Here is a 21,938-nt window from a genome sequence, read left to right as displayed (position 1 = left end):
GCGTGGCAGCTATCGTCATCCTGGCGGTGAACGCCGCCAGTGCCGGGGCGCAGTTGCTGCTCGACGAATTGGCGGACGTACTGCTGCGCCTGAATGGTGACAGCGGCCGTTCCTCCTTCAATGTCGAGGCGGCAACGCCGCGCGGCGGCTTTTACCTGGCCAGCGACGTTGCTGGAAACCTGCTGGGTTGCGCCGCCCTGCGGCCGCTGGGCGAGCCGGACAGTCCCACGGCAGAACTCAAGCGCATGTATGCGCGTCCCGGCGCCGCTGGCGTGGGCGCGGCCCTGCTGGCCCATGTGGAGGCGCAGGCGCACCAGCATGGCTACCAGGCCGTGCACCTGTCCACCCGCGTGGCAAATAGCCGCGCGGTGGCGTTTTATGCCAAACACGGCTATGCAGCCGTCATTGCTTGGGGTAAATACGTGGGCGCGGCGCAATCGATCTGCCTGGGCAAGCAATTATCAGTAGCAACGAGCATCAACGTGGCTGACTTGCCCGATTTATGACTTGAGCGCATACCCGTGCCGTCGTTTTCTTATAAAATGACGGCATCTATTTATTTACCCATCAGAGGCAGCTATGAGCGACGTACAAACCTGGATCAAAGAAACCGTGACAAGCACGCCAGTCGTGCTGTTCATGAAGGGCACGGCCCAGTTCCCGCAGTGCGGCTTTTCCGGCCGCGCCATTCAGATCCTGAAAGCGTGCGGCGTGGAAAACATCGCCACCGTCAACGTGCTGGACGACCCGGAAGTGCGCCAGGGCATCAAGGATTACTCGAACTGGCCCACCATTCCGCAGCTGTATGTCAAAGGCGAGTTCATCGGTGGTTCCGACATCATGAATGAAATGTTTGAATCGGGCGAACTGAAGTCCCTGATCGATGCCTGATAGCCAGCTTGCGCGGCCGCGCCGTATTGTGGTGGCCATCACGGGCGCCACGGGCGCCGTGTATGGCTTGCGGCTGCTGCAATTGCTCGTCGCCGTCCCCGGCGTCGAGACGCATCTGGTCTTGTCGGATGCGGCCGTACTGACCCTGCACCAGGAAACGGGCGTAGGGCGCAAGGAAATCGAAGCGCAGGCGCACGTGGTGCACAAGCTACGCGATATCGGCGCGAGTATCGCCAGCGGCTCGTTTCAATCGGATGGCATGGTCGTCGCGCCGTGCTCGATGAAGACCCTGGCGGCCGTGGCGCATGGCTTGTCGGACAATTTGATTACGCGGGCCGCCGATGTGGTGCTCAAGGAGCGCCGGCGCCTGATTTTGATGGTACGCGAAACGCCATTCAACCTGGCACATCTGCGCAATATGACAGCCGTGACCGAAATGGGCGGCATCATCTTTCCGCCACTCCCCAGCTTTTATCACCACCCGCACAGCATCGCAGAGATGGTCGACCATACGGTGGCACGCGTCATCGACCTGCTCGGCATCGAGCACGGCCTGGCGCCGCGGTGGAATGGTCTTAAGTCCTTTGGCGACACCCCTATCCTATAGTTGGCGTCACGATGTCTGACAAAAGCGTAGCGAGCGGCAGTGATTTGTGGCCGAGAAGCGCAACCGTGCTCTAGCACGGTGAGCATCGCCGGCCGCAAAGCGCGACGCGCAGTAGCTTAGCTCAGGCATCCATCATCGTTTGTCGAATTGGTGGGCACTGGCCTGTTTCAAATCCCTGGCTTCTTCAACCATCCTGCGGTGGGCGATCCGTTTGCGCATCACTTCCGCATGTTGCGCGGCAGTCATAGGGGGCACGGTCATCAAGTCCTTCAGCTGCGCGGTATTGCTGTAGTTACTTTTCATAAGACGGCTCAAATGCTCGGCTCCGTAGTGGATGAACTGGCTACTTCTGATGTGATTATGCGCTGGTATTGGCCGCTGCGCCGCTGCGTACGGGATTATTGTCAAATAATTCCGCTGCAGCGCAACATGCGAGATCTTATTGTGCGGCAAAATCATGTCTCCAGTATGACGCTGCGCAAATAAAAGGACAGGAAGAGCACCGTCAGCGAAAGGCGGACGGCGCCGGCCGGGGAGGGCCTGAATGCTTACTTTTGGTAGTTGACTCTGACCAGCATGCGAATAAATTCTCGCGCGATTTGACGATGATGTTCATCTAATCTTTGCAAATCGGCAATTAATTTCACATCGGCGGACTCAAAACGCGATAAAGCGCTGCCCGCTTCGCCATTCGGCGTAGCGCTTTCCGGGCCGCCAAAACGCAACCATTCCGCCGGAACGCCCAACCATTGGGCAATCATGCGCAATTTCTCTTGCGTGGGAATTGCTTCGCCTACCAACCATTTCCTAGCTGCATGCACGGTAATCGGGCGTCCGTCGAAACGGATGTTGAATTCGCGGGCCAGTCTGGTCGGGCTGTCTGGAGAGTAATGGGCGTTTTTGAGAGCCAACTGAAGTCGTTGGCTGAAGCTTTCGCGTTCGTTAGAAGAATTCATAGGTGTACTATTTCATGTTGTAACATGAAAGTCAGTTTCTTGAATGACCATACAGATTGTTACATTTGAAAAAAGTATCAATTAACAATTAACACTCCGGCCGGCCTTTTCGGGTAAAAATATGGCCGAATTTTCTCTTGTGATTCTGTGTGGCTCCGGTTCAAATTCGCGGTTAGCCTTGATTTTCGCACTGCAGCACGATTCAAAGCCTCGGTTTGGCATTACAACGTACGGTATCGGATAATGCCCACCTCTACCGATACGCGCAATGGCCATGTCATACAATTTCTTGTAGACAAAGTTTTCAGAAGGGCCATTCTATTTCCAATATAGAAATAATCTAAACAAGGTGCTCATCGTCAAACGTTGTTTTTTGATCGTCCTACTGGAAAGAATCTGCGCTCAAAAATTTTACTGCCATCGCAGCGAAAAGAATGTCGCCGTTATGCCAGGAAAGCTCTTTTTGGTGTCATCTTGGCCACCAACTCTCGATCTTAAGCGTGTTTGCACAAGAAGAATCAATTTATTTTCAGTAACTGTTGTCTTATTCGCCAAATTGCTTGTGCGCACCCTCTTTTTTCTTTGTTGCAGCACGGACAGGGCACGCTACAATAGTATTGACATTGACGTTGCCACCCGCCTGCCTCGCAGTACCCATCTATCGACCGATCACCCATGCAACCGACACCGCCCGCAGCAATGACGACCTATACCATTACCGAACTGGCGCGGGAATTCGACATCACGGCGCGCGCCATCCGTTTCTATGAAGACCAGGGCTTGCTCAGCCCGAAGCGCGAAGGCGCCGGCGGGCGCAGCCGCGTCTACACGCCGCGCGACCGCACCCGCCTGAAACTGACCCTGCGCGGCAAGCGCCTGGGCCTGGCGCTGTCGGAGATCAAGAGCCTGGTCGACATGTACGAGTCGCCGAAGGACACGCGCGCGCAAATGGACCGTTTCCTGGGCGTGCTGGCGCAGCACCGGCAGACGCTGGAGCAGCAGCGCATCGATATCGAAATGGCGCTGGCGGAAATCAGCGCGCATGAAGACGCGTGCGCGCGCATGCTGGCAGACTTGAACATGGACAAGGTGTCAACAAGCTGAGTGGCCACGCGGCAGACACTGGCCGCCCCCACATCGCTTTATACGCATCGCTTTACACGCCTCACTTTACGTGCCCCACTTTACGCGCCTCGCTTTACGTTTACGTAAACGTCACAACTGAGTATCATAGCTTCATTGACCCGGCATCCATGACCGCCACACTATAACGACGAGGACGACATGCTCCATCTCCCAGGCTTGACCTTTGACCACGGCGACGACATCGCCTCCTTGCGCGAAGCAATCCAACAATTTGCCGCCGCCGAAATCGCGCCGCGCGCGGCCGAAATCGACCGCACCGACCAGTTCCCCATGGACCTGTGGCGCAAGATGGGCGACATGGGCTTGCTCGGCATCACCGTCAGCGAAGAATACGGCGGCGCCGGCATGGGTTACCTGGCGCACATCATCGCCATGGAAGAAGTCTCGCGCGCCTCGGCCTCCGTCGGCCTGTCCTACGGCGCCCATTCGAACCTGTGCGTCAACCAGATCAAGCGCAACGGCACGGCCGAGCAAAAGGCGAAGTACCTGCCGAAACTGATCACGGGCGAACACATCGGCGCCCTGGCCATGTCGGAACCGAACGCGGGCTCGGACGTCGTCAGCATGAAGCTGCGCGCCGACTTCAAGGGCGACCGCTGGGTCTTGAACGGCACCAAGATGTGGATCACCAATGGTCCCGATGCGGACGTGCTGGTGGTGTACGCGAAAAACGACCTGGAAGCGGGCTCGCGTGGCATGACGGCTTTCCTGGTCGAAAAGAATTTCAAGGGCTTTTCCATCGCGCAAAAGCTCGACAAGCTGGGCATGCGCGGCTCGCACACGGGTGAACTGGTGTTCCAGGATTGCGAAGTGCCGGCCGAAAACGTGCTGGGCGGCCTGGGCAAGGGCGTCAATGTGCTGATGTCGGGCCTCGATTTCGAGCGCACCGTGCTGTCCGGCGGCCCGCTGGGCATCATGCAGGCTTGCATGGACCTGGTCGTGCCTTACGTACATGACCGCAAGCAATTCGGCCAGGCCATCGGCGAATTCCAATTGATGCAAGGCAAACTGGCCGATATGTATTCGACCATGATGGCGTGCAAGGCCTATGTGTATGCCGTGGGCCAGGCCTGCGACCGCGCCACCACGCCGGAAGCCGTGCGCCAGTTGCGCAAGGATGCGGCCGGCGCCATTCTGTATAGTGCGGAGAAGGCGACCTGGATGGCGGGTGAAGCGATCCAGGCTTTGGGCGGCAATGGCTACATCAACGAGTATCCGGCCGGCCGCCTGTGGCGCGATGCCAAGCTGTACGAGATCGGCGCCGGGACCAGCGAAATCCGCCGCATGCTGATAGGCCGCGAACTGTTTGCGGAAACCAAGTAAGCACGGGTGTGCGGCGATCGACTGGGTGATGAGCTATTCATGCGAGCACAGATATGACGCAAATTGCCTTCCCAAAATTGCTTTCCTCCCAGATTGCATTCGATATCGCGCGCACCATCCGCGACGGCTTTGACAAGCATTACCGCCTGTTCCGCGCCACCAGCCAGCAAGCCAAGCAGTATTTCGAGCAAGGCGCCTGGGCCGCGGCACAGACGGCGGCCCGCGAGCGCATCGACTTTTATGACAAGCGCGTGCAAGAATGCGTGCAGATGCTCGAAGATGAGTACGAAGAGTCGGAGTTGAGCGACGAAGTGTGGCGCGAACTCAAGCTGCACTACATCGGCATGCTGACCGAGCACAAGCAACCGGAACTGGCGGAAACCTTCTTCAATTCCGTCTGCTGCAACATCCTGCACCGTACCTACTTCAATAACGACTATATTTTCGTGCGTCCCGTCGTTTCCACGGAATACATCGACACGCAAGACCCGGTGCCCACCTACCGCGTGTATTACCCCGGCAAGGATGGCTTGCGCCACACTCTGACACGCATGCTGACGCACTTCCAACTGGACTGCGCATTTGCCAATCTGGAGCGTGACGTGGCCCAGGTGGAAGCGCGCCTGCAGCAGCTGTTCGGCGCCGACAGACTGGAGCCGAACCACCAGATCCAGGTCTTGACCAGTTTGTTCTACCGCAACAAGGGCGCCTACCTGGTCGGCAAGGGCATCAACGGCAACCGCGAATATCCGTTTGTCGTGCCGATCCTGCACAACCGCCACGGCAAGCTGGTGCTCGACACGGTGCTGTTCGAGCAGCAGCAGATTGCCGTGCTGTTTTCATTTACGCGCGCGTATTTCCTGGTCGATATGGAGGTGCCGTCGGCCTATGTGCAATTCCTGCGCAGCTTGCTGCCGCGCAAACCGCGCAGCGAAATCTATACGATACTGGGCCTGCAAAAACAGGGCAAGACGCTGTTTTACCGCGACTACCTGCAGCATCTGAAACACTCGTCGGACCACTTTGAAAGCGCGCCCGGCATCCGTGGCTTGGTGATGCTGGTGTTTGCCCTGCCGTCGTTTCCCTATGTCTTCAAGGTGATCAAGGATTTTTTTCCACCGCCCAAGGAAACCACGCGCGCGCAAGTCCAGCAAAAGTATTTGCTGGTGAAACACCACGACCGCGTGGGCCGCATGGCAGACACGCTCGAATACTCCAACGTGGCCTTTCCCCGCGCCCGTTTTGCTGCGGAACTGCTGGCCGAACTGAAACAGTTCGCCCCCTCGCTGATCGAAGAAGACCAGGAGCAGATCATCATCCGCCACCTGTACATCGAGCGGCGCATGGTGCCGCTGAACATGTGGCTGAGCAATGCCGAAAAGGAAGGCCGCGATGACCTGGTCGAACACGCCATCGTCGAGTACGGCAACGCCATCAAGGAGCTGGTCGCGGCGAATATTTTCCCCGGCGACATGCTGTATAAAAACTTTGGCGTGACCCGTCATCAACGTGTCGTTTTTTACGATTACGATGAAATCGAGTACATCACCGATTGCCAGTTCCGCGTCATTCCCCAGGCGCGCACGGAAGAGGAAGAAATGTCGGCCGAACCGTGGTATCCGATCGGAAAACATGATGTGTTTCCCGAACAATTCGGCACCTTCCTGCTGGGCAATCCGCGCATCCGCAAGTATTTCATGCAGCACCATGCTGACCTGCTGACGGCGCAATATTGGCAGGCGCGCAAGCAGCGCATCGAGGACGGCCATATCGAGGACGTCTTCCCGTATCCGCAGCACCTGCGTTTTTGTAAGCAAGCACCTTCCCACCCCCAACCGGAGATCCAACATGCATGATCCAGTCGTAATCGTCGGTGCCGCGCGCACCCCCATGGGCGCCTTCCAGGGCGACTTTGCCAACGTCACCGCCAGCGACCTGGGCGCCGTGGCCATCCGCGCCGCCGTCGAACGGGCCGGCGTGGCGCCGGACGCCGTCGAACACGTGTATTTCGGTAATTGCCTGATGGCCGGCCAGGGCCAGGCGCCCGCGCGCCAAGCCTTGCGCAAGGCCGGCTTGCCGGACTCCACCGGCGCCGTGACGCTGTCGAAAATGTGCGGCTCGGCCATGCAGACGACCATGTTCGCGCATGACACCTTGCTCGCCGGCAGCGCCGAGGTGGTGGTGGCGGGCGGCATGGAATCGATGACTAACGCCCCCTACCTGGTGCCGAAGGCGCGCGGCGGCTACCGCATCGGCCACGGCATGATCTATGACCACATGATGATGGATGGCCTGGAAGACGCCTACAGCCGCGATGAAAAGGGCAATGCCCGCTCGATGGGCACGTTTGCCGAAGAGTGCGCCAGCCAGTACAGCTTCACACGCGAAGCGCAGGATGCGTTTGCCATCGAATCGGTGAAACGTGCGCAAGCAGCCACCAAGGATGGCAGTTTCGCATGGGAAATCGTGCCCGTTACCGTCTCCGGCCGCGGCGGCGATACCATCGTCAGCATCGATGAAGGCCCGCAAAAGGCCCGCCTGGAAAAAATCCCGACCTTGAAAGCGGCGTTCAAGAAAGACGGCACCATCACGGCCGCCTCGTCTTCGTCGATCAACGATGGCGCGGCAGCCCTGGTGCTGATGCGCGAATCGACGGCGAAAAAGCTCGGTTGCACCGTCATCGCAAAAATCCACGGCCATGCCACGCACGCGCAGGCACCGAACGAGTTCACCACGGCCCCCATCGGCGCCATCAAGAAGCTGTACGCCAAAACGGGCTGGAGCAGCAGCAAGGTGGACTTGTTCGAGATCAATGAAGCGTTCGCCGCCGTGCCGATGGCCGCCATGCACGACCTCGACATTCCGCACAGCAAGATCAACATCCACGGCGGCGCGTGCGCGCTGGGCCACCCGATCGGCGCCTCAGGCGCGCGCATCATCGTCACCCTGCTGGGCGCCTTGAAGAAAACCGGCGGCAAGCACGGCGTGGCAGCCCTGTGCATCGGTGGCGGCGAAGCGACGGCGATGGCGATCGAACTGGTATAAGCCGCGCTGAAGCACGGGCGCGCACGGCCATCATTGCCAGGGGCGCGCCCTTTCATTCATTCCAGGGAGAAAACACATGCCTACCGCATTGATCATCGGCGCCTCGCGCGGCATCGGCCACGAAATCGTCCGTCAATACCGCCACGATGGCTGGCGAGTGATCGCCACGGCGCGCACACAAGACGCCTGCGACGCCCTCACGCAACTGGGTGCGGAAGCGCACCAGCTCGACGTGACGGATGTGGAAGGCTGTGCCGGCCTGGGCTGGAAGCTCGACGATGAAAAGCTCGACGTGGCCATCCTCAACGCGGGCGTGTATGGCCCCCGTCACGACGGTTCCCCCACGCAAGAAGATTTCGATGCCGTCATGCACACGAATGTGCTGGCAGCCATGCGGCTGCTGCCCATGTTGGCGCTGCTGGTAACCCATGCCAAGGGCAAACTGGCCGTGCTGTCCTCGCACATGGGCTCCTTGAGCGAACGCGGCAACCCCAGCGGTTCGCTGTATCGCGCCAGCAAGGCGGCCTTGAATTCCGTGCTGATCGATACAGCCCTCGTGCATGGCCCGCAAGGTGCCAGCTGCGTGGCTTTCCACCCGGGCTGGGTACGCACGGACATGGGCGGCGCCGGTGCCGATATTTCCCCCGAAGAAAGCGCTGCAGGCATCCGCGCCACCCTCGCCAGCCTGCCGGCCACGCACAAGGCCGTGTTCCGCAACTACGATGGCAAGCCCATAGCCTGGTAATTCCACCACACACCATAAAGAACGAGACGACGTCCCATGATACTCAATGAAGAACAGACCATGATCCAGGAAGCGCTGCGCAGTTTTTCGCGCGAGCGCCTGGCACCCAACGCGGCCCGCTGGGACAAGGAACATCATTTCCCGAAAGAAGAATTGCAGGAACTGGCCGCGCTGGGCGCCTTTGGCGTGGCCGTGCCGGAAGCGCTGGGCGGCGCCGGCCTCGACTATGTGTCACTGGCCCTGGTGCTGGAAGAAATCGCCGCCGGCGATGGCGGCACGTCAACCATCATCTCGGTCAACAATTGCCCCGTGTGCAGCATCGCCATGATGTACGCCAACGATGCACAGAAAGAACAGTGGCTGCGTCCGCTGGCGCAAGGCGCCATGCTGGGGGCGTTTTGCCTGACGGAACCGCACACGGGCAGCGACGCCTCGGCCCTGCGCACCACAGCCACCCTGGACGGCAAGGAATACGTCATCAACGGCACGAAACAATTCATTACCAGCGGCAAGTATGCGGACGTGGCCATCGTCATGGCCGTCACCGACAAGGCGGCCGGCAAGCGCGGCATCAGCGCCTTCTGGGTAGCGACGAACACGCCCGGCTACATCGTGGCGGGACTGGAACAGAAGATGGGCCAGCACTCGTCGGACACGGCGCAAATCCTGTTCGAGAATTGCCGCATTCCGGCAGAAAATCTGATTGGCGAAGAAGGACAAGGCTACAAGATCGCCCTGTCCGGCCTGGAAGGCGGACGCATCGGCATCGCTTCGCAAGCCGTGGGCATGGCGCGCGCCGCGTACGAGGCGGCCTTGAGCTATGCGCGCGAACGCGAGAGTTTCGGTAAACCCATCTATGAACACCAGGCCGTGCAATTCCGCCTGGCCGACATGGCCACGCAGATCGAAGCGGCCCGCCAGCTGATACGCCATGCGGCATCGATGAAGGATGCGGGTCTGCCCTGCCTGAAGGAAGCGGCCATGGCCAAGCTGTTTGCATCGGAAATGGCGGAAAAAGTGTGTTCGGACGCCATCCAGGTGCACGGCGGCTATGGTTATGTATCCGACTTTCCCGTCGAGCGCATCTACCGCGACGTGCGCGTGTGCCAGATTTACGAGGGCACCAGCGATATCCAGAAAATCCTGATCGCCAGGGCTTTATAGGCAAGGAAAGATAGGCGCGTGAGGCAGTAAAAGCCTCGGCACCTTGAGCAACCGTAGCGAGCAAGCGCGATATCGGCTTGAGTAACGCAGCCGTACTGAAGTACGGCGAGTAACGCCGAGTCGGGAGCGGGCTGCGCAGTAGGTTGCTCAACGCGCCAGCCACAGACGAAAAAAAAGCCCGCTAGCGCGGGCTTCGTTCCAATGTATTACCAATGCTTTAATCGTGTCATGGACGCCAGTGCTATCTGCAAAGTGCCTCCTGATTTTCGGACTCCCATGCTATCTGCATAGTGACTCCAAGGTGTAGCGACCATCGTATCCGGAATTACAAAATCCACTCTTCGCTCTGTCACGCCATCGACATTACACCTGTCGGTCGCCGCGCTGAAACTGGATGGTGAGATGATTTGCTGCCAAATCTCAATCACTGAACGGAGTATAGCACAGCTTTTTGTGCGATGCAATAATGAATTGAAGCCATACTTTAAATCAAGTCCTTAGCTCCAGCGGCTTCTCCTCTTCGCCGCCACGGGCCACTCTTTCGTATTCGGAAATCACTTGCGCGCCCAGCAGCAGCAGAGTGGCGCCGATTTCCAGGCTGAACATGACGACGATGGCCGTCGTCATCGAGCCATACACGACGTTGACCTGCGACAAGGTAGAGAAATACCAGACCAGCACATGGCGGGCGATTTCCCACAACAGGGCCGCCGTCACGCCGCCGATCAGCGCATGCGTGATCGACAGGCGCCCGACGGGCATGACCAGGTAAATCGAGCTGAGCACGAGAATTTCGCCCGCCAGCCCCAGCAAATACAGCAGCACGCCGGACACGCCTTCCAGGCCCCAGTCGTGGCGCAAAAAGCGCACGCTTTCCTCGCCCATCACCTGCAGGCCGCCCGCCACCAGGGTGATCAGCAGGATGCCCGCGCCCAGGCACAGGATGTAGCAGTACGGCAGCACGGCGGAAATGAGGAAATGGCGGCGGCGGATGGCTACGCGGTGCATGAAGATCACGCTCATGGCGTTTTCCAGAACGGTAAACGCCAGCGAGCTGAAAAACAGCATGGTCAGCAGCAGCAGCCAGCCGATCACGCCCCGGTTGTTGAGAAAATGCGCCACTTCAGCCACGATGGCTTTCGATTGCCCCGGCACCAGCCATTCCAGGTAATGTCCGATGGTCCGCAACAGCTCGTCTTCTGCGATCACGTGCGACAGGGCCACCACCACCAGCATCAGCAGGGGCACGATGGAGAGCAGCGAGTAATACGCGACGGCGCCCGCCAGTAGCAAGCCCTGGTTGGCGCGAAAACCCTTCAGCACCTGCAGCACGAAAGCCAGCGGGTGTCTGAGGATGTAGGTACTGGCGTGGCGATTGATCATGTCGGGAGCGGTGAAGAAGGCGGCGCGGCCTCGTGCCACGCTTGCAATCACACTAGCATACTGACAATCGCCCCGCTCCACCGTACGCTAGCAGACACCAGGCTCCCGCAAGGTCAAGGTTTGCCGGTCTGCATCCAAGGTCGCCAATATACCCATCGGTAGCGTGAACTGGTGGCGGATGTGGCCGAACGAATAACCGCTGACGGCCGGCACACTCAATGGCTGCAGATGCTGCTCCAGGGTAGCAGCGAGAGTCAGCGCCGTGTCGCCTTCGGCCGCCTCGCAATGCTCGAAGATACCCAGCATCAAGGCCGCCGCATGCTTGAAACCGATCGACAGGTCCAGTTGGCACAACATCCTGTCGATGCGGTAGGGCACTTCATTGATTTCTTCGAGGAAAAGAATGTGCTCGCGGAAATCGGCCGCATACGGCGTACCGGCCAGCGCGCTGACCATGCACAGGTTGCCGCCCGTCAAGCGGCCCGTCGCCTGGCCGCCATGCACGGTGCGGATGGCGAAGTTGGCATGTGTCTGCGCGCGGCGGTGGTTGTCCAGCGCCATCGGAATCGTGTAGCTGTCTTGCGGCGTCATCAGCACGTTTTGCAGCTGCGTCACCGTGTACTCGGAAAACGTGGACGAGGCCACGGGACCGTGGAAGGTCACCAGGCCCGTCTGACTGGCGATGGCCAGGTGCAGGGCCGTGATGTCGGAATAGCCGATCAGCACTTTCGGGTTGCGCTGGATCAAGGCATAGTCGAGCAGCGCCAGCAGCGAAATGCAGCCGGAGCCGCCACGGATGGCCCAGATCGCCTTGACCTCGGGGTCGCGGAACGCGGCGTGCAGGTCGTCCAGACGCTGCTGCACCGTACCCGCATAGTTGCCGTGCACGGCGCGGATGTTGGCGCCCAAGCTGGCGCGCAAGCCCAGCGATTCGATATTGCGCTGGGCCTTGGCGATGGCCTCCTCATCCGTAAAACCGCCCGGTGCGATGATGGCCACCAGGTCGCCGTCGCGCAGGCGCGCCGGTTTGATCAATGCGTGTTGCTGTTGCATGCGTTTGCCCTTCCCTTGCACGGCCGCCGCCCAAGCCGGTGTGCCTGCCGCCCCGAGGGTGGCGGCCAGCAAGCCGCCGAAGCGGCGCCGGCTGAGATTGGTCTGACTGGACATGCGGCCCTTTCCTAAAACAAAAAACGGCGGCGCCAGGCGCCGCCGCACGAGGTTAGCATGTCGGCGGGATCGCCGCCGGCATCGCTGCCTTACAGGAACTTGTACTTCAGCTGGAAGGTGAAGGCGCGGCCACGCGGGTCGGCTACGCGCGGGTCCCAGCCGGCGCCCACCACTTCATCCACGTTGTGCGCGGTGAACGGTGGATCGCGGTCGAACAGGTTCTGGATGCCCAGGGTCAAGGTGGTATTCTTGAAGCCCGTGTAGCTGCCCGACAAGTTATACGTGGTGTAGCTGGACACATCGGACTTGAAGCCCGGTGGCGGCGTGCCCTTGCCGTCATTCGGCACCTGGTCCTTGTAGCCGGAAGCAAAACTCTGGATCAGCAAGCCACTCCAGTCACCGCGCGATACACCGAAGCTGGCATTGTGTTTCCAGCGCAAGTACAAATCACGCGTGTAGAAATTGCCAACCAGCTCCTTGTATTCTTGCCCCTTGTATTCGGCAAACTTGAAGCTGTCCATGTACGTGCCGTCCAGGGTCGCAGTCCATTTCGCATCGCTGACCTTGCCTTCGCCGCGCAAGCTCACGTCCAGGCCGCGCACGCGGCTGCCCCCCGCATTGAACCAGCCCGCCTGTACATAGTCGATGGTGTCATCGGATTTGCGGAAAATGTACTGGTTCAGCGCCTGGTAATTGTCCAGCACAACTTTCGGCGTGCGTTTCAGGAGCTGGTCCTGGGTATTGATGGCCCAGTAATCGAACGAGGCGGAGTAACCCTTGACCGGTTCAATGACGATACCGACGCTGCCCTGCTTCGACGTCTCCGGCTTCAGGCTCAAGTTACCGCCCGTCGTGTAGCTGAGACGATCGATGCTGCAATACTCTTTCACGCCTGGATGCTTGATACAGCCTTCCGGATCTTTCACACCATTCGGCAATTCCTGCGTCAGCACGCCCGAATACAGCTGGTCGAAACTGGGCGCGAGGAATCCCTTGCTGGCCGAGGCGCGGAACAGGACGAAGTCCGCCGGCTGGTAGCGCAAGGCAATCTTCGGATTCGTGGTGGCGCCCACCTGGCTGTAATCGTCACGGCGCACGGCAAGCTGCATTTCCAGGTCTTTCATGATGGGCACCAGCAGCTCGGCATACACGGCCTTGACGTTGCGGCTGACATCCTTCAATGCGGCATTTCCTGGCGCCAACAGAATCAGGTTGGCATCGACATCCTGTCCGAAACTGTAGCCCTCGCGGCGGAAATCAAAACCGGCCGCCATCGCCACGGCTCCAGCCGGCAGCTGGAACAGCTCGCCGGAAACGGAACCGTCGATCTGCGTCAGGGTCGTCTTGCCATGCTGGAAGTCGCCACGGAACTTGGTCGACTCGATCAATTGTTTGGCCGCTTCCGTCTGGCTTTGGCCCGCGCCCACCCACGGATTGATGATCCCTGTCCCCAAGGCCGCGTACAACTTGTCCGTGTAGGAATAGCCATCGGTCAGCTTGGTCTTGGTGGTGCTCTGCGCGTAGGAAACGCCGGTCTTGTAATCCCATTTGCCGAAGTTGCCTTCAAAACCCACCAGCACGCGCGCATTGTCGGTGGTGTTTTCCTGCGTGCGGTTACCGATCTCATTGGCGCGCCATTTGTAGGCAATCGGCTTGGTATTGTCGAACGTGGGAATATAGCCCGATAAATCCTGATAATACGCGCCGCCCACCGGGTATACGGCCTTGTTGGCGATGCTCGTCTGCACCTGCATCGGCGTCAAAATGGCCGTGGCCTTGGTGCGCGAGCCGAGCACTTCGACAAACATGCGGTGGTCGGGCGCCAGCTTGAACGTACCACGCGACAAAAAATTGACCCGTTCGACAGGGAATTGCAGCACATAGTCGGTGCCGTAGTCATACGCACACGAATGCGTGGTACTGCGTGGCGACGTCACGTCTTTCCACAGTTGCGTCTGGTACTGCGACATGCCGGCGACGCTGTCACACTTGCCCTGGAAACTCAGCGGATTGGCTTGTAAATACACTGTCGGGTCGCCAGGCAAGGTGTAACCGCCAATAAACGTCCCCGGGTTTTTAGGATCAGGATTGGGGATTTGCAGTGCCGTGCCAGGTCCCGACATCTGATTGGCAAACGGCGTGCCCGTGGTATCGGGCGACAGGCCCCGGCCCGGCTGGTAGCCGTTGACGAAAGAGCGGTCGCTGCCATTCAGGCGCTGCGCCTTGTCGACGGTCAGGCTGGCCATGATGTTGTAGCGGTCCTCTTCCAGCGAGCCCGTGCCGGCCAGGATGGAAGCGCGGCGCGTGGCGCCGCCGCCTGCCTGCGTGTCATTGGTGGAGACGGATGCTTCCACGCCGCTGTAATTGGTTTTAAGAATGAAATTGATCACGCCGCCGATGGCATCCGTACCGTAGATGGCCGAGGCGCCATCCTTGAGAATTTCCACGCGAGAAATTGCACCCAGCGGTATCGAATTCAAGTCGACAGCACGGCCACTGGCGCCATGCGTGGCCACGCGGCGGCCATTCAGCAGTACCAGGGTCGCGCCCGGGCCCAAGCCGCGCAGCGAGGCGAACGAGGCGCCGCCGGCAAGGCGGTCAGCATCGGCGCCAAATACATTATTACCCGAGGTCATGTTCTCGGCGCCCGTGCCATTCGCCGACAAAGTACGCACCAGTTGCTCAGCCGTCGTGATGCCCTGTTTTTCCATCTGGTCAAAGGTGATGACTTGCACCGGCAGCGCGCCTTCCTTGGCGACGCGCTTGATGCTGCTGCCCGTGACTTCGACCCGTTGCATCGCTGGCGCCGCCGCGTCCTGTGCCATTACCGGCCCCACTACCCCCATCAATGCCACCAACTGCGCTAGCTTCTTCAATTTCACAGGTCTTCTCCTTGTTGGGCAATCGAAACTTGAGTTATCAAGTCAGGCTGTTAGATATGTCGCAACGTCTGTCTCGCAGTACATTTTTTTATGACATTTGCGCATGACTTTATTTGTTTTCATTTTCAGAGTAGCGCGATGCATCCGCGGCCAGCCAATGAAAAATGCTTTCCTAACCATAACTTTTTGGAATGAATGCCCTTTTCAACGGCGTGGTCACTTGCCTGCGGGGCTAGCCCTGGTTTTATCCACGTCCAGATAACGCCAGGACGTGAATTCCACGGGGTGGCGCCTGTAGTTTTTTAGCCACGGTTGCTGCAGGTCGGCAGAGATGGGATGCGTCAGCAGCACCCACGGCGTGTAAGCGTGGATCAGCTGAAACAGGTCGAAGTACAGACTGCGTCGGCGCGGCGTATCGGATAGCAGGCGCGCCTCCTCATAGCGTTTATTGTAATCGGGCAAGTTGAAGCGGGCATAGTTGGCGCGGCCAACGTTGCCGCCATACAACAATTGCATAAAGTTATCGCCATCGGGAAAGTCGGCGATCCAGTTGGTCTCGAACATTTGCACCTTGCCCAGGCGCGACGCCTTGATGATTTCCGTCTTCTTGTCGCTTTTAAATGCCACGCGCAGGCCGATGGCGGTCAGGTTGCGGCGCCACAACTCATCGCGCAGCCGTCCCACCGTGCTCGGCTCCGTATGCATGCTCAAGATCAAGGGCGTGCCATCTGGCTGCGTGCGGAAACCGTCCAGACCCGCCTTGTAGCCGAAGCGGTCCAGCAGGGCGCGCGCCAGCACGGGATCGTAGCCGACGGGGCTGCGGTAAGCCTTGTCGTAACCGAGCACATTGGGCGGCAGCGGCGACTGGGCCGGCAAGGCCAGGCCTTTCTTCAACAGCGCGATGTCTTCGCGGCTGTTGTAGCTGAGGGCGATGGCGCGCCGCAGGGCCAGCTTGTCCTTGGTCGTGCCGCCCAGCACGGGGTCGTCCATATTCATCCACATGTAATACGTTTGCAGCACGGGAAAGCGCGTCAGTTGCAGACCCTTGGCGGCCAGCGCCGGTTTTAGGGCGCCGTTTTCCAGCACCATGTCTGTCATCGATTCGGGCACTTGCTCCAGGTAATCGAATTCGCCTTTCAAAAAGCCCAGCATGCGCGATTGATATTCCTCGACGATGCGCACCTCGATGCGCTCGACCAGGGGCAAGCGCTGGCCTTCCAGCGCGGTGGCAATGGCGCGTGCGTCCAGCGGCAAGGCATCCAGCGCCTTGGCTTGCGTACGGAATACGGTGGGGCGGAAAGTCGGATTGGCCTGCAGCACGATCTTGTCGCTGCGTTTCCATTCTTTCACCAGGAACGGCCCCGTGCCCACAGGGTGGTTGCCGATCTGCCCCGGCGCCGCATACGCTTCGGCCACTTCGCGCGCCACCACGCCGGTGGCCGGCATGGCCAGGTAAAACAGGAAGTTCGGGTCAACGCCGTTCAGGCGGATGCACAGGGTGTATTTGTCCAGCGCCTGCAAACCGGCGATCGGCGTGTCGTAGCTGAATTTGGCTTTCAGGGCCGCATCGCCCACCAGCTTATCTTCCAGCAAGAACAACCACGGCGACTTCAGGCTGGGGTCATACAACCGCGTCAGGCTGTAGACATAATCCTGCGCCGTCACTTCGCGCGGCCGGCCCTTGAAGGCGGGATCGGGGGTGAAGAAAATACCGGGCTGCAGGTGAAAGATATACGTGCGTCCACCGTCTTCCACGGTCGGCAAGCCGCGCGCCGTATTGCCCTGCAGTTGCACCGGGCGCGCCAGGTAATCGTAGCGCAGCAAGGGATCGAAGATGTTTTCCATCAAGTTCAAACTGGCCAGGTCCGACGCCACGGCCGGGTCCAGGCCCGTCTCGCTGGTGCTAAGGAACAAGTGCAATGTCTTGCCCGCCCGGCCCGCCGCGGCATCGGTGGCGGCGTGGGCCGGTACAGTGAAAAGCGTCAACATGGCCAGGCCGGCGGCGCAGGCGGTTTTGCGTAAAAACATCATCAGTGATCCAGTGCAGACAAGGTAACGAACAGCGATAAGCGACAGGCATCCCCCACACTACGCGGGCAAGCTACGGGGCGCCAATGAAAACAGGCTGCCAGCTTATAACTTTTTGGCATGCGATTGCTGCATTCTTTCATCAACTCGTATCGGGCTGCCCCTATACTTTGTTTGCAGACATTTTTCACTCCCGACACACAGAACTGATCGCATATGGCACTTAATTACATCTGGTCCGGCTTTTTCCTCGTTGGCTTCCTGGCCGCAGTGCTGCAGTGGCTGTTTCTCGGCGATAACGATATCTTCAAGCGCATCATCGATGGCACGTTCGAAACGGCGCGCATGGGTGTAATGGATATCGCCCTGCCGCTGGCGGGCGTGATGACCTTGTGGCTCGGCATCATGAACATCGGTGAAAAGGCGGGCATCGTCGGCTGGCTGGCGAAAGTGATCGCGCCCTTCTTTTCGCGCATCTTCCCGGAAATCCCGAAAGACCATCCGGCTACGGGCCACATGGTGATGAATTTCTCGGCCAATCTGCTGGGCCTGGACAATGCTGCCACGCCGTTCGGCTTGAAGGCCATGGAAAGCCTGCAAACCTTGAACCCGAACAAGGAAGAGGCGACGAATGCGCAAATCATGTTCCTGGTGCTGCACACCTCGGGCCTGACCCTGATTCCGCTGGCCATCATGGCGCAGCGCTCCATCCTCGGCGCGGCCGACCCATCCGACATCTTTATCCCCTGCATGATCGCCACCTATGTCGCCACCGTGGTCGGCATCATCACCGTGTCCATCAAGCAACGCATCAACTTGCTCAACCGCGTCGTGCTGGGCTGGATGGGCGGCATGACGAGCGCCATCGTCGCCATGATCTGGTACTTCACGCAATACCTGACGAAACAGGAAATCGAACTGGTCTCAAAAGTGGTCAGCAACCTGGTGTTGATCAGTGTCATCGCCATCTTCATCATCGGCGCCCTGCGCAAGAAGGTGAACGTGTATGACGCCTTCATCGAGGGAGCGAAAGGCGGCATCCAGACCTCGATCACTGTGATTCCCTACTTGGTCGGCATGCTGGTGGCCATCAGCGTGATCCGCAACGCGGGCGTGTTCAATTTCCTGATGAGCGGCATGAACTGGTTCTTTGCCCACCTGGGCATCAATACGGATTTCGTGCCTGCCTTGCCGACGGCCATGATGAAGCCGCTCAGCGGCTCCGGCTCGAAAGCCATGATGATCGACGCCATGAATACCTACGGCGTCGACTCCTTCGTCGGCCGCCTGGCCTGCGTCTTCCAAGGCTCCGCCGACACCACCTTCTATATCGTGGCCCTGTATTTCGGTTCCGTCGGCATCCGCAAGACGCGCTATGCGATCACGGCCGGCCTGATCGCCGATCTGGCCGGCGTGATCACCGCCGTCTTTGTCGCCTACGTCTTTTTCCACTAAGGAGCACCATGTTCCGTCCTGTTCTGATGGCTGCGCTGTTGGCTGGTCTTGGCCTGTCGACTGCCCACGCGCAATTGCCCGAATCCGTCAGCCTGCTATTGCGTAGCGCGAATATTCCCGAAGACGCCATGGGTGCCATCGTCTTGCGCGGCAACGCCACCGTGCTGTCGCATGGCGCCGAGCGCAGCATGCAGCCCGCGTCCACCATGAAGCTGGTAACGACGGCCGTGGGCCTGGAGCAATTGGGTCCCATCTTTCGCGGGCGCACGGAGTTGCGCACCAGCGCCGACGTCATCAATGGCGTACTGAAGGGCGACTTGATCCTGCGCGGCGGCGCCGACACGGATTTCAATGCGGACGTGCTGGCGCACATGCTGCAAACCCTGCGCAACCAGGGCATCGTGAAAATCAAGGGCGACCTGATCCTCGACCGCCAACTGTTCCAGCCGGCCAGACCCGATATCGGTGCGCTGCCCTTCGACGAGTCGGCCGAGTTCCGCTACAACGTCATCCCCGATGCCTTATTGCTGAATACCAATCTGCTTGATATCAATATGAGCTCGACGGACCGGCAATTGAGCGTCCTCATGCAGCCGCCGCTCGAGAATGTCAGCATCACCAGCGACATGAAACTCATCAAGGGCAGTTGTGCCCGGTGGGAAGACGGCTGGCGCCCGCCCGAATACCGGCGCGATGCGAGCGGCAAGTTGCAGGTGATACTGCACGGCACCTTCCCGCAAAATTGCAACAAGGCCACCAGCATCAATGTGCTTGATCGCAACGATTATGCGGACCGTTTGTTCCGCGCCACCTGGAAACGCCTGGGTGGCACGATCACGGGCACGGTGCGCGAAGCGCCGGCAACAGGCTTGCCGCCGACGGCGGAACCGGTCGGCACGCGTATGCTGGCCGACCATGTGGCGCGCGCCTTGCCAGAGGTCTTGCGCGATATCAACAAGACGTCCGACAACACTCTGGCCCGCACCTTATTCCTGAGCCTGGGCAGCTTGCAAAGCGATGGCTGGCTGGGTAGCCGCCCCGTCGCCATGGCGGCGCCCGAAGATACGGCCAATCGGGCGCGGCTAGTCATCCAGGAATGGTTCCAGCGACACAATATCGATACCCAAGGCATGCTGATCGACAACGGTTCCGGCTTGTCGCGCACGGGACGCATTGCGCCGGCGCAACTGGCCGGCGTGCTGCAAGCGATGCAACAAAGCCCATGGGCGCCCGAGTTCCAGTCCAGCCTGCCCATCGTGGCGCTGGACGGCACCATGCGCAAACGCATGCTGAACAGTCCGGCCGCCGCGCGCGCGCGCATCAAGACGGGCACATTAAAAAATGTGGTGGCCATCGCCGGCTACGTGCCCGACGCCAACAATCAACTGTGCGTGGTGGTCGCCATGATCAATAGCGACCTGGTGGGCAACGGCAATGGCCGCGCGGCTGTCGATGCGCTGATCGAGTGGGTCGCCAGAAGCGGCGCCACGCCGGTAGCGACCGGACAATAAGCCGGCACAGCGGTCTAGTTTCGCGGCGTGCGTGCTGCGCTGGCAAAAGCCAGGCGCAGCATGTAGGCGGCAACGGCGCTGATCAGCAAGACGGTCACCAGCGAAGCTTCCACGCCGAAGGCACCGCCAGTCAGCATGGCGTTGCCGGACAGTTCACCGCGCAGCAAGCCGTCCGTGACCACATGGCCGGACACCGTCGATGAGAACACCTGGCTGACACAGTAATTCCAGCCAATATGCGTGCCGATGCAAACCCACAGCCGGCGCGTCTGCATGTACAGGGCCGCCTGCAGCACGCCATAGGCGGTAATCGCTAGGATTGCCAGCAGCGAAAAGCCGGCATTGGGCAAATGCGCCAGGGCGAACACCAGGGATGAAATCACGATGGCAGCCTTGTTGCCCAGCGCACGTGCGGTCACGCCAAAGAGCACCCCACGAAACATCATCTCCTCGGCCATCCCCACCAACACCAGTTCGGCCAGCGGGAGCAGCAACAAGACGCTCAGGGCGTTGACGCCGCTAAACTGATACACGCCCAGTGCAGCGAGCACAACAAAGGTGAGGGCGACCAGTCCGGCGCCGAGCAGCAATCCACGTCCCAGTTCACGCGCCATGCCCGGCATCGCCAGTTCCACCGGTTGACGCTTTTCGATGTGGCGCACATAGAAACGGTAGCCGCACCATACCAGTACTGCCGCCAGCAACTGCGGCCACAGGATGCGGTAAGACTTCTCCACCAGATGGGAGGCGATGATCATGGTCAGCGGCACCGGGGCAAACGTCAGCACCATGCCCAGCACAATCTGCACCAGGGGATAGGCCATCAGGCGAGCCAGGGGGGATTTTTTGCTTGCCATGCTCAGCGTGTTGTCGATCATCGCTTTCCTCGTGGGTTGTCAGGGAGTGGCTTTTGCCTGATTGCTGGCATCGCGGATGCGCTCGCCGAATGAACGCTGTTCCAGAATTGTGATGGCTTGCGCCAGGCATGTTGATAAAGGAAATGCCAGTTCCGCATCCAGGCTGTCGGCGGCACACTTGGTCGCCTGCCAGCAAGTCTGCAGATGGGGCAGCAGCGCCTCGCCCTGGCTGCTCAGGCGTACTACGCGCTGACGTCCATCCTCGCCATCGGCGGCTACCAGCAGCAAGCCTTCCTTTTTCATCAAGGCTACCGTTTGTGTGACGGCCGGCTGCGTGATACCTGCCAGTTCGGCCAATTGACCGATGGTCGCGCTCCGCTGTTGTGCCAGTACCCGCATCACCGGCGTATAGCGGGGCCGGTAATCGAGGCCCGCGTCCGCATAAGCCTGCTGGACGGCGCCGTCGAGCAGTTCGATCAGGTGGCGTAGTTGTGTTCCGAGTCCTTGTTTCATGTAGTGATAGTAGCAGCATTTATATAAGCACTTATATAAATATTCGATTTTGTTGCATTTCATGCGCAACGTGCCAGGTGAGTACCTGAAAATGGGAGCGGAGTGGAAAGAAACCACCAGACGAAAAAAAACCCGACCATTTCTGATCGGGTTTTTCTCTACTACGAATAACAAGCCTGACGATAACCTACTTTCACACTGGTTGCAGCACTATCATCGGCGCAAAGTTGTTTCACGGTCCTGTTCGGGATGGGAAGGGGTGGGA

19 protein-coding genes and 1 rRNA gene are annotated in these 21,938 nt (G+C 59.6%); 11 read left to right on the top strand and 9 right to left on the bottom strand.

Annotation, left to right across the window (positions count from 1 at the left end; all coding sequences use genetic code 11):
- Positions 1 to 2 precede the first annotated feature (2 nt).
- From ACQ4W7_RS21630 to ACQ4W7_RS21620, 3 genes are all read left to right on the top strand, one after another.
- Entirely contained in the window at positions 3 to 506 is a 504-nt protein-coding gene (locus ACQ4W7_RS21630) for a GNAT family N-acetyltransferase (RefSeq protein ID WP_436533139.1), read from the top strand.
- A 73-nt stretch (positions 507 to 579) separates the two neighbouring features.
- Entirely contained in the window at positions 580 to 891 is a 312-nt protein-coding gene (grxD, locus tag ACQ4W7_RS21625) for a Grx4 family monothiol glutaredoxin (RefSeq protein ID WP_116742780.1), read from the top strand.
- Positions 884 to 1,498 carry a UbiX family flavin prenyltransferase gene (locus ACQ4W7_RS21620; protein WP_426073989.1) on the top strand — a complete coding sequence of 205 codons (615 nt, stop codon included), beginning with the start codon at positions 884 to 886 and terminating at the stop codon, positions 1,496 to 1,498. Before grxD ends, ACQ4W7_RS21620 begins: the two co-directional genes overlap by 8 nt.
- A 132-nt stretch (positions 1,499 to 1,630) precedes the next feature.
- On the opposite strand, the gene ACQ4W7_RS21615 is transcribed toward ACQ4W7_RS21620, so the two are convergent.
- Both ACQ4W7_RS21615 and ACQ4W7_RS21610 read right to left on the bottom strand, forming a co-directional pair.
- Positions 1,631 to 1,957, bottom strand: a complete 327-nt coding sequence (locus ACQ4W7_RS21615) for a hypothetical protein (protein ID WP_426074011.1) — start codon at positions 1,955 to 1,957, stop codon at positions 1,631 to 1,633.
- 89 nt (positions 1,958 to 2,046) lie between these two features.
- Entirely contained in the window at positions 2,047 to 2,454 is a 408-nt protein-coding gene (locus ACQ4W7_RS21610; RefSeq protein ID WP_034753756.1) for a hypothetical protein, read from the bottom strand.
- 699 nt (positions 2,455 to 3,153) lie between these two features.
- Between ACQ4W7_RS21610 and ACQ4W7_RS21605 the strand changes: the two genes are divergently transcribed.
- The 6 genes from ACQ4W7_RS21605 (at position 3,154) to ACQ4W7_RS21580 (ending at position 9,877) form a co-directional block, all read left to right on the top strand.
- Entirely contained in the window at positions 3,154 to 3,558 is a 405-nt protein-coding gene (locus ACQ4W7_RS21605) for a MerR family transcriptional regulator (protein WP_436533275.1), read from the top strand.
- A gap of 180 nt (positions 3,559 to 3,738) precedes the next feature.
- Positions 3,739 to 4,923: an isovaleryl-CoA dehydrogenase gene (locus ACQ4W7_RS21600; protein ID WP_436533137.1), complete on the top strand. Its 1,185-nt coding sequence runs from the start codon at positions 3,739 to 3,741 to the stop codon at positions 4,921 to 4,923.
- Between the two features lie 53 nt (positions 4,924 to 4,976).
- Positions 4,977 to 6,779, top strand: a complete 1,803-nt coding sequence (aceK, locus tag ACQ4W7_RS21595; RefSeq protein WP_426073991.1) for a bifunctional isocitrate dehydrogenase kinase/phosphatase — start codon at positions 4,977 to 4,979, stop codon at positions 6,777 to 6,779.
- Positions 6,772 to 7,968 (top strand): acetyl-CoA C-acyltransferase, encoded by a 1,197-nt coding sequence (locus ACQ4W7_RS21590; protein ID WP_436533135.1) that lies wholly within the window; start codon positions 6,772 to 6,774, stop codon positions 7,966 to 7,968. The genes aceK and ACQ4W7_RS21590 overlap by 8 nt, the downstream gene beginning before the upstream one ends.
- Before the next feature lie 76 nt (positions 7,969 to 8,044).
- A complete protein-coding gene (locus ACQ4W7_RS21585) occupies positions 8,045 to 8,713 on the top strand; it encodes an SDR family oxidoreductase (protein ID WP_436533133.1) in 669 nt (222 codons plus the stop codon).
- A 36-nt stretch (positions 8,714 to 8,749) separates the two neighbouring features.
- Positions 8,750 to 9,877 carry an acyl-CoA dehydrogenase family protein gene (locus ACQ4W7_RS21580; protein ID WP_436533131.1) on the top strand — a complete coding sequence of 376 codons (1,128 nt, stop codon included), beginning with the start codon at positions 8,750 to 8,752 and terminating at the stop codon, positions 9,875 to 9,877.
- Positions 9,878 to 10,366: 489 nt separating this feature from the next.
- Here the strand turns inward: ACQ4W7_RS21580 and ACQ4W7_RS21575 are convergent, their stop codons facing one another.
- From ACQ4W7_RS21575 to ACQ4W7_RS21560, 4 genes are all read right to left on the bottom strand, one after another.
- A complete protein-coding gene (locus ACQ4W7_RS21575) occupies positions 10,367 to 11,260 on the bottom strand; it encodes a YihY/virulence factor BrkB family protein (protein WP_436533273.1) in 894 nt (297 codons plus the stop codon).
- 87 nt (positions 11,261 to 11,347) lie between these two features.
- Positions 11,348 to 12,427 carry a S66 peptidase family protein gene (locus ACQ4W7_RS21570; protein WP_436533128.1) on the bottom strand — a complete coding sequence of 360 codons (1,080 nt, stop codon included), beginning with the start codon at positions 12,425 to 12,427 and terminating at the stop codon, positions 11,348 to 11,350.
- A gap of 89 nt (positions 12,428 to 12,516) precedes the next feature.
- On the bottom strand, positions 12,517 to 15,309 hold the full coding sequence (locus ACQ4W7_RS21565) for a TonB-dependent receptor (protein ID WP_436533126.1): 2,793 nt from the start codon (positions 15,307 to 15,309) through the stop codon (positions 12,517 to 12,519).
- A gap of 216 nt (positions 15,310 to 15,525) precedes the next feature.
- A complete protein-coding gene (locus ACQ4W7_RS21560) occupies positions 15,526 to 17,337 on the bottom strand; it encodes an ABC transporter substrate-binding protein (protein WP_436533271.1) in 1,812 nt (603 codons plus the stop codon).
- 216 nt (positions 17,338 to 17,553) lie between these two features.
- Here ACQ4W7_RS21560 and ACQ4W7_RS21555 point away from each other — a divergent pair, with 216 nt between their 5' ends.
- Both ACQ4W7_RS21555 and dacB read left to right on the top strand, forming a co-directional pair.
- On the top strand, positions 17,554 to 18,792 hold the full coding sequence (locus tag ACQ4W7_RS21555; RefSeq protein ID WP_436533124.1) for a nucleoside recognition domain-containing protein: 1,239 nt from the start codon (positions 17,554 to 17,556) through the stop codon (positions 18,790 to 18,792).
- An 8-nt stretch (positions 18,793 to 18,800) separates the two neighbouring features.
- The gene (gene dacB / locus ACQ4W7_RS21550) at positions 18,801 to 20,303 is read left to right on the top strand and encodes a D-alanyl-D-alanine carboxypeptidase/D-alanyl-D-alanine endopeptidase (protein WP_426073998.1); all 1,503 of its coding nucleotides are present in this window, start codon (positions 18,801 to 18,803) and stop codon (positions 20,301 to 20,303) included.
- A gap of 14 nt (positions 20,304 to 20,317) precedes the next feature.
- Here the strand turns inward: dacB and ACQ4W7_RS21545 are convergent, their stop codons facing one another.
- The 3 genes from ACQ4W7_RS21545 to rrf form a co-directional block, all read right to left on the bottom strand.
- Positions 20,318 to 21,181 (bottom strand): CPBP family intramembrane glutamic endopeptidase, encoded by an 864-nt coding sequence (locus ACQ4W7_RS21545; RefSeq protein ID WP_436533122.1) that lies wholly within the window; start codon positions 21,179 to 21,181, stop codon positions 20,318 to 20,320.
- Between the two features lie 18 nt (positions 21,182 to 21,199).
- The gene (locus ACQ4W7_RS21540; protein WP_436533120.1) at positions 21,200 to 21,673 is read right to left on the bottom strand and encodes a MarR family winged helix-turn-helix transcriptional regulator; all 474 of its coding nucleotides are present in this window, start codon (positions 21,671 to 21,673) and stop codon (positions 21,200 to 21,202) included.
- A 174-nt stretch (positions 21,674 to 21,847) separates the two neighbouring features.
- Positions 21,848 to 21,938, bottom strand: a 5S ribosomal RNA gene (gene rrf, locus ACQ4W7_RS21535); the annotation flags it as partial.

This window comes from Janthinobacterium algoris (assembly GCF_051380935.1).
Taxonomy (GTDB): domain Bacteria; phylum Pseudomonadota; class Gammaproteobacteria; order Burkholderiales; family Burkholderiaceae_D; genus Janthinobacterium.
This window is presented reverse-complemented; position numbering and strand designations above follow the sequence as displayed.

Bases quoted from the DNA above. Each gene is read 5' to 3' on its own strand.
- grxD (WP_116742780.1), top strand. From the start codon at position 580: ATGAGCGACGTACAAACCTGGATCAAAGAAACCGTGACAAGCACGCCA.
- ACQ4W7_RS21620 (WP_426073989.1), top strand. From the start codon at position 884: ATGCCTGATAGCCAGCTTGCGCGGCCGCGCCGTATTGTGGTGGCCATC.
- ACQ4W7_RS21615 (WP_426074011.1), bottom strand. From the start codon at position 1,957: ATGATTTTGCCGCACAATAAGATCTCGCATGTTGCGCTGCAGCGGAAT.
- ACQ4W7_RS21610 (WP_034753756.1), bottom strand. From the start codon at position 2,454: ATGAATTCTTCTAACGAACGCGAAAGCTTCAGCCAACGACTTCAGTTG.
- ACQ4W7_RS21605 (WP_436533275.1), top strand. From the start codon at position 3,154: ATGACGACCTATACCATTACCGAACTGGCGCGGGAATTCGACATCACG.
- ACQ4W7_RS21600 (WP_436533137.1), top strand. From the start codon at position 3,739: ATGCTCCATCTCCCAGGCTTGACCTTTGACCACGGCGACGACATCGCC.
- aceK (WP_426073991.1), top strand. From the start codon at position 4,977: ATGACGCAAATTGCCTTCCCAAAATTGCTTTCCTCCCAGATTGCATTC.
- ACQ4W7_RS21590 (WP_436533135.1), top strand. From the start codon at position 6,772: ATGCATGATCCAGTCGTAATCGTCGGTGCCGCGCGCACCCCCATGGGC.
- ACQ4W7_RS21585 (WP_436533133.1), top strand. From the start codon at position 8,045: ATGCCTACCGCATTGATCATCGGCGCCTCGCGCGGCATCGGCCACGAA.
- ACQ4W7_RS21580 (WP_436533131.1), top strand. From the start codon at position 8,750: ATGATACTCAATGAAGAACAGACCATGATCCAGGAAGCGCTGCGCAGT.
- ACQ4W7_RS21575 (WP_436533273.1), bottom strand. From the start codon at position 11,260: ATGATCAATCGCCACGCCAGTACCTACATCCTCAGACACCCGCTGGCT.
- ACQ4W7_RS21570 (WP_436533128.1), bottom strand. From the start codon at position 12,427: ATGTCCAGTCAGACCAATCTCAGCCGGCGCCGCTTCGGCGGCTTGCTG.
- ACQ4W7_RS21560 (WP_436533271.1), bottom strand. From the start codon at position 17,337: ATGTTTTTACGCAAAACCGCCTGCGCCGCCGGCCTGGCCATGTTGACG.
- ACQ4W7_RS21555 (WP_436533124.1), top strand. From the start codon at position 17,554: ATGGCACTTAATTACATCTGGTCCGGCTTTTTCCTCGTTGGCTTCCTG.
- dacB (WP_426073998.1), top strand. From the start codon at position 18,801: ATGTTCCGTCCTGTTCTGATGGCTGCGCTGTTGGCTGGTCTTGGCCTG.
- ACQ4W7_RS21545 (WP_436533122.1), bottom strand. From the start codon at position 21,181: ATGATCGACAACACGCTGAGCATGGCAAGCAAAAAATCCCCCCTGGCT.
- ACQ4W7_RS21540 (WP_436533120.1), bottom strand. From the start codon at position 21,673: ATGAAACAAGGACTCGGAACACAACTACGCCACCTGATCGAACTGCTC.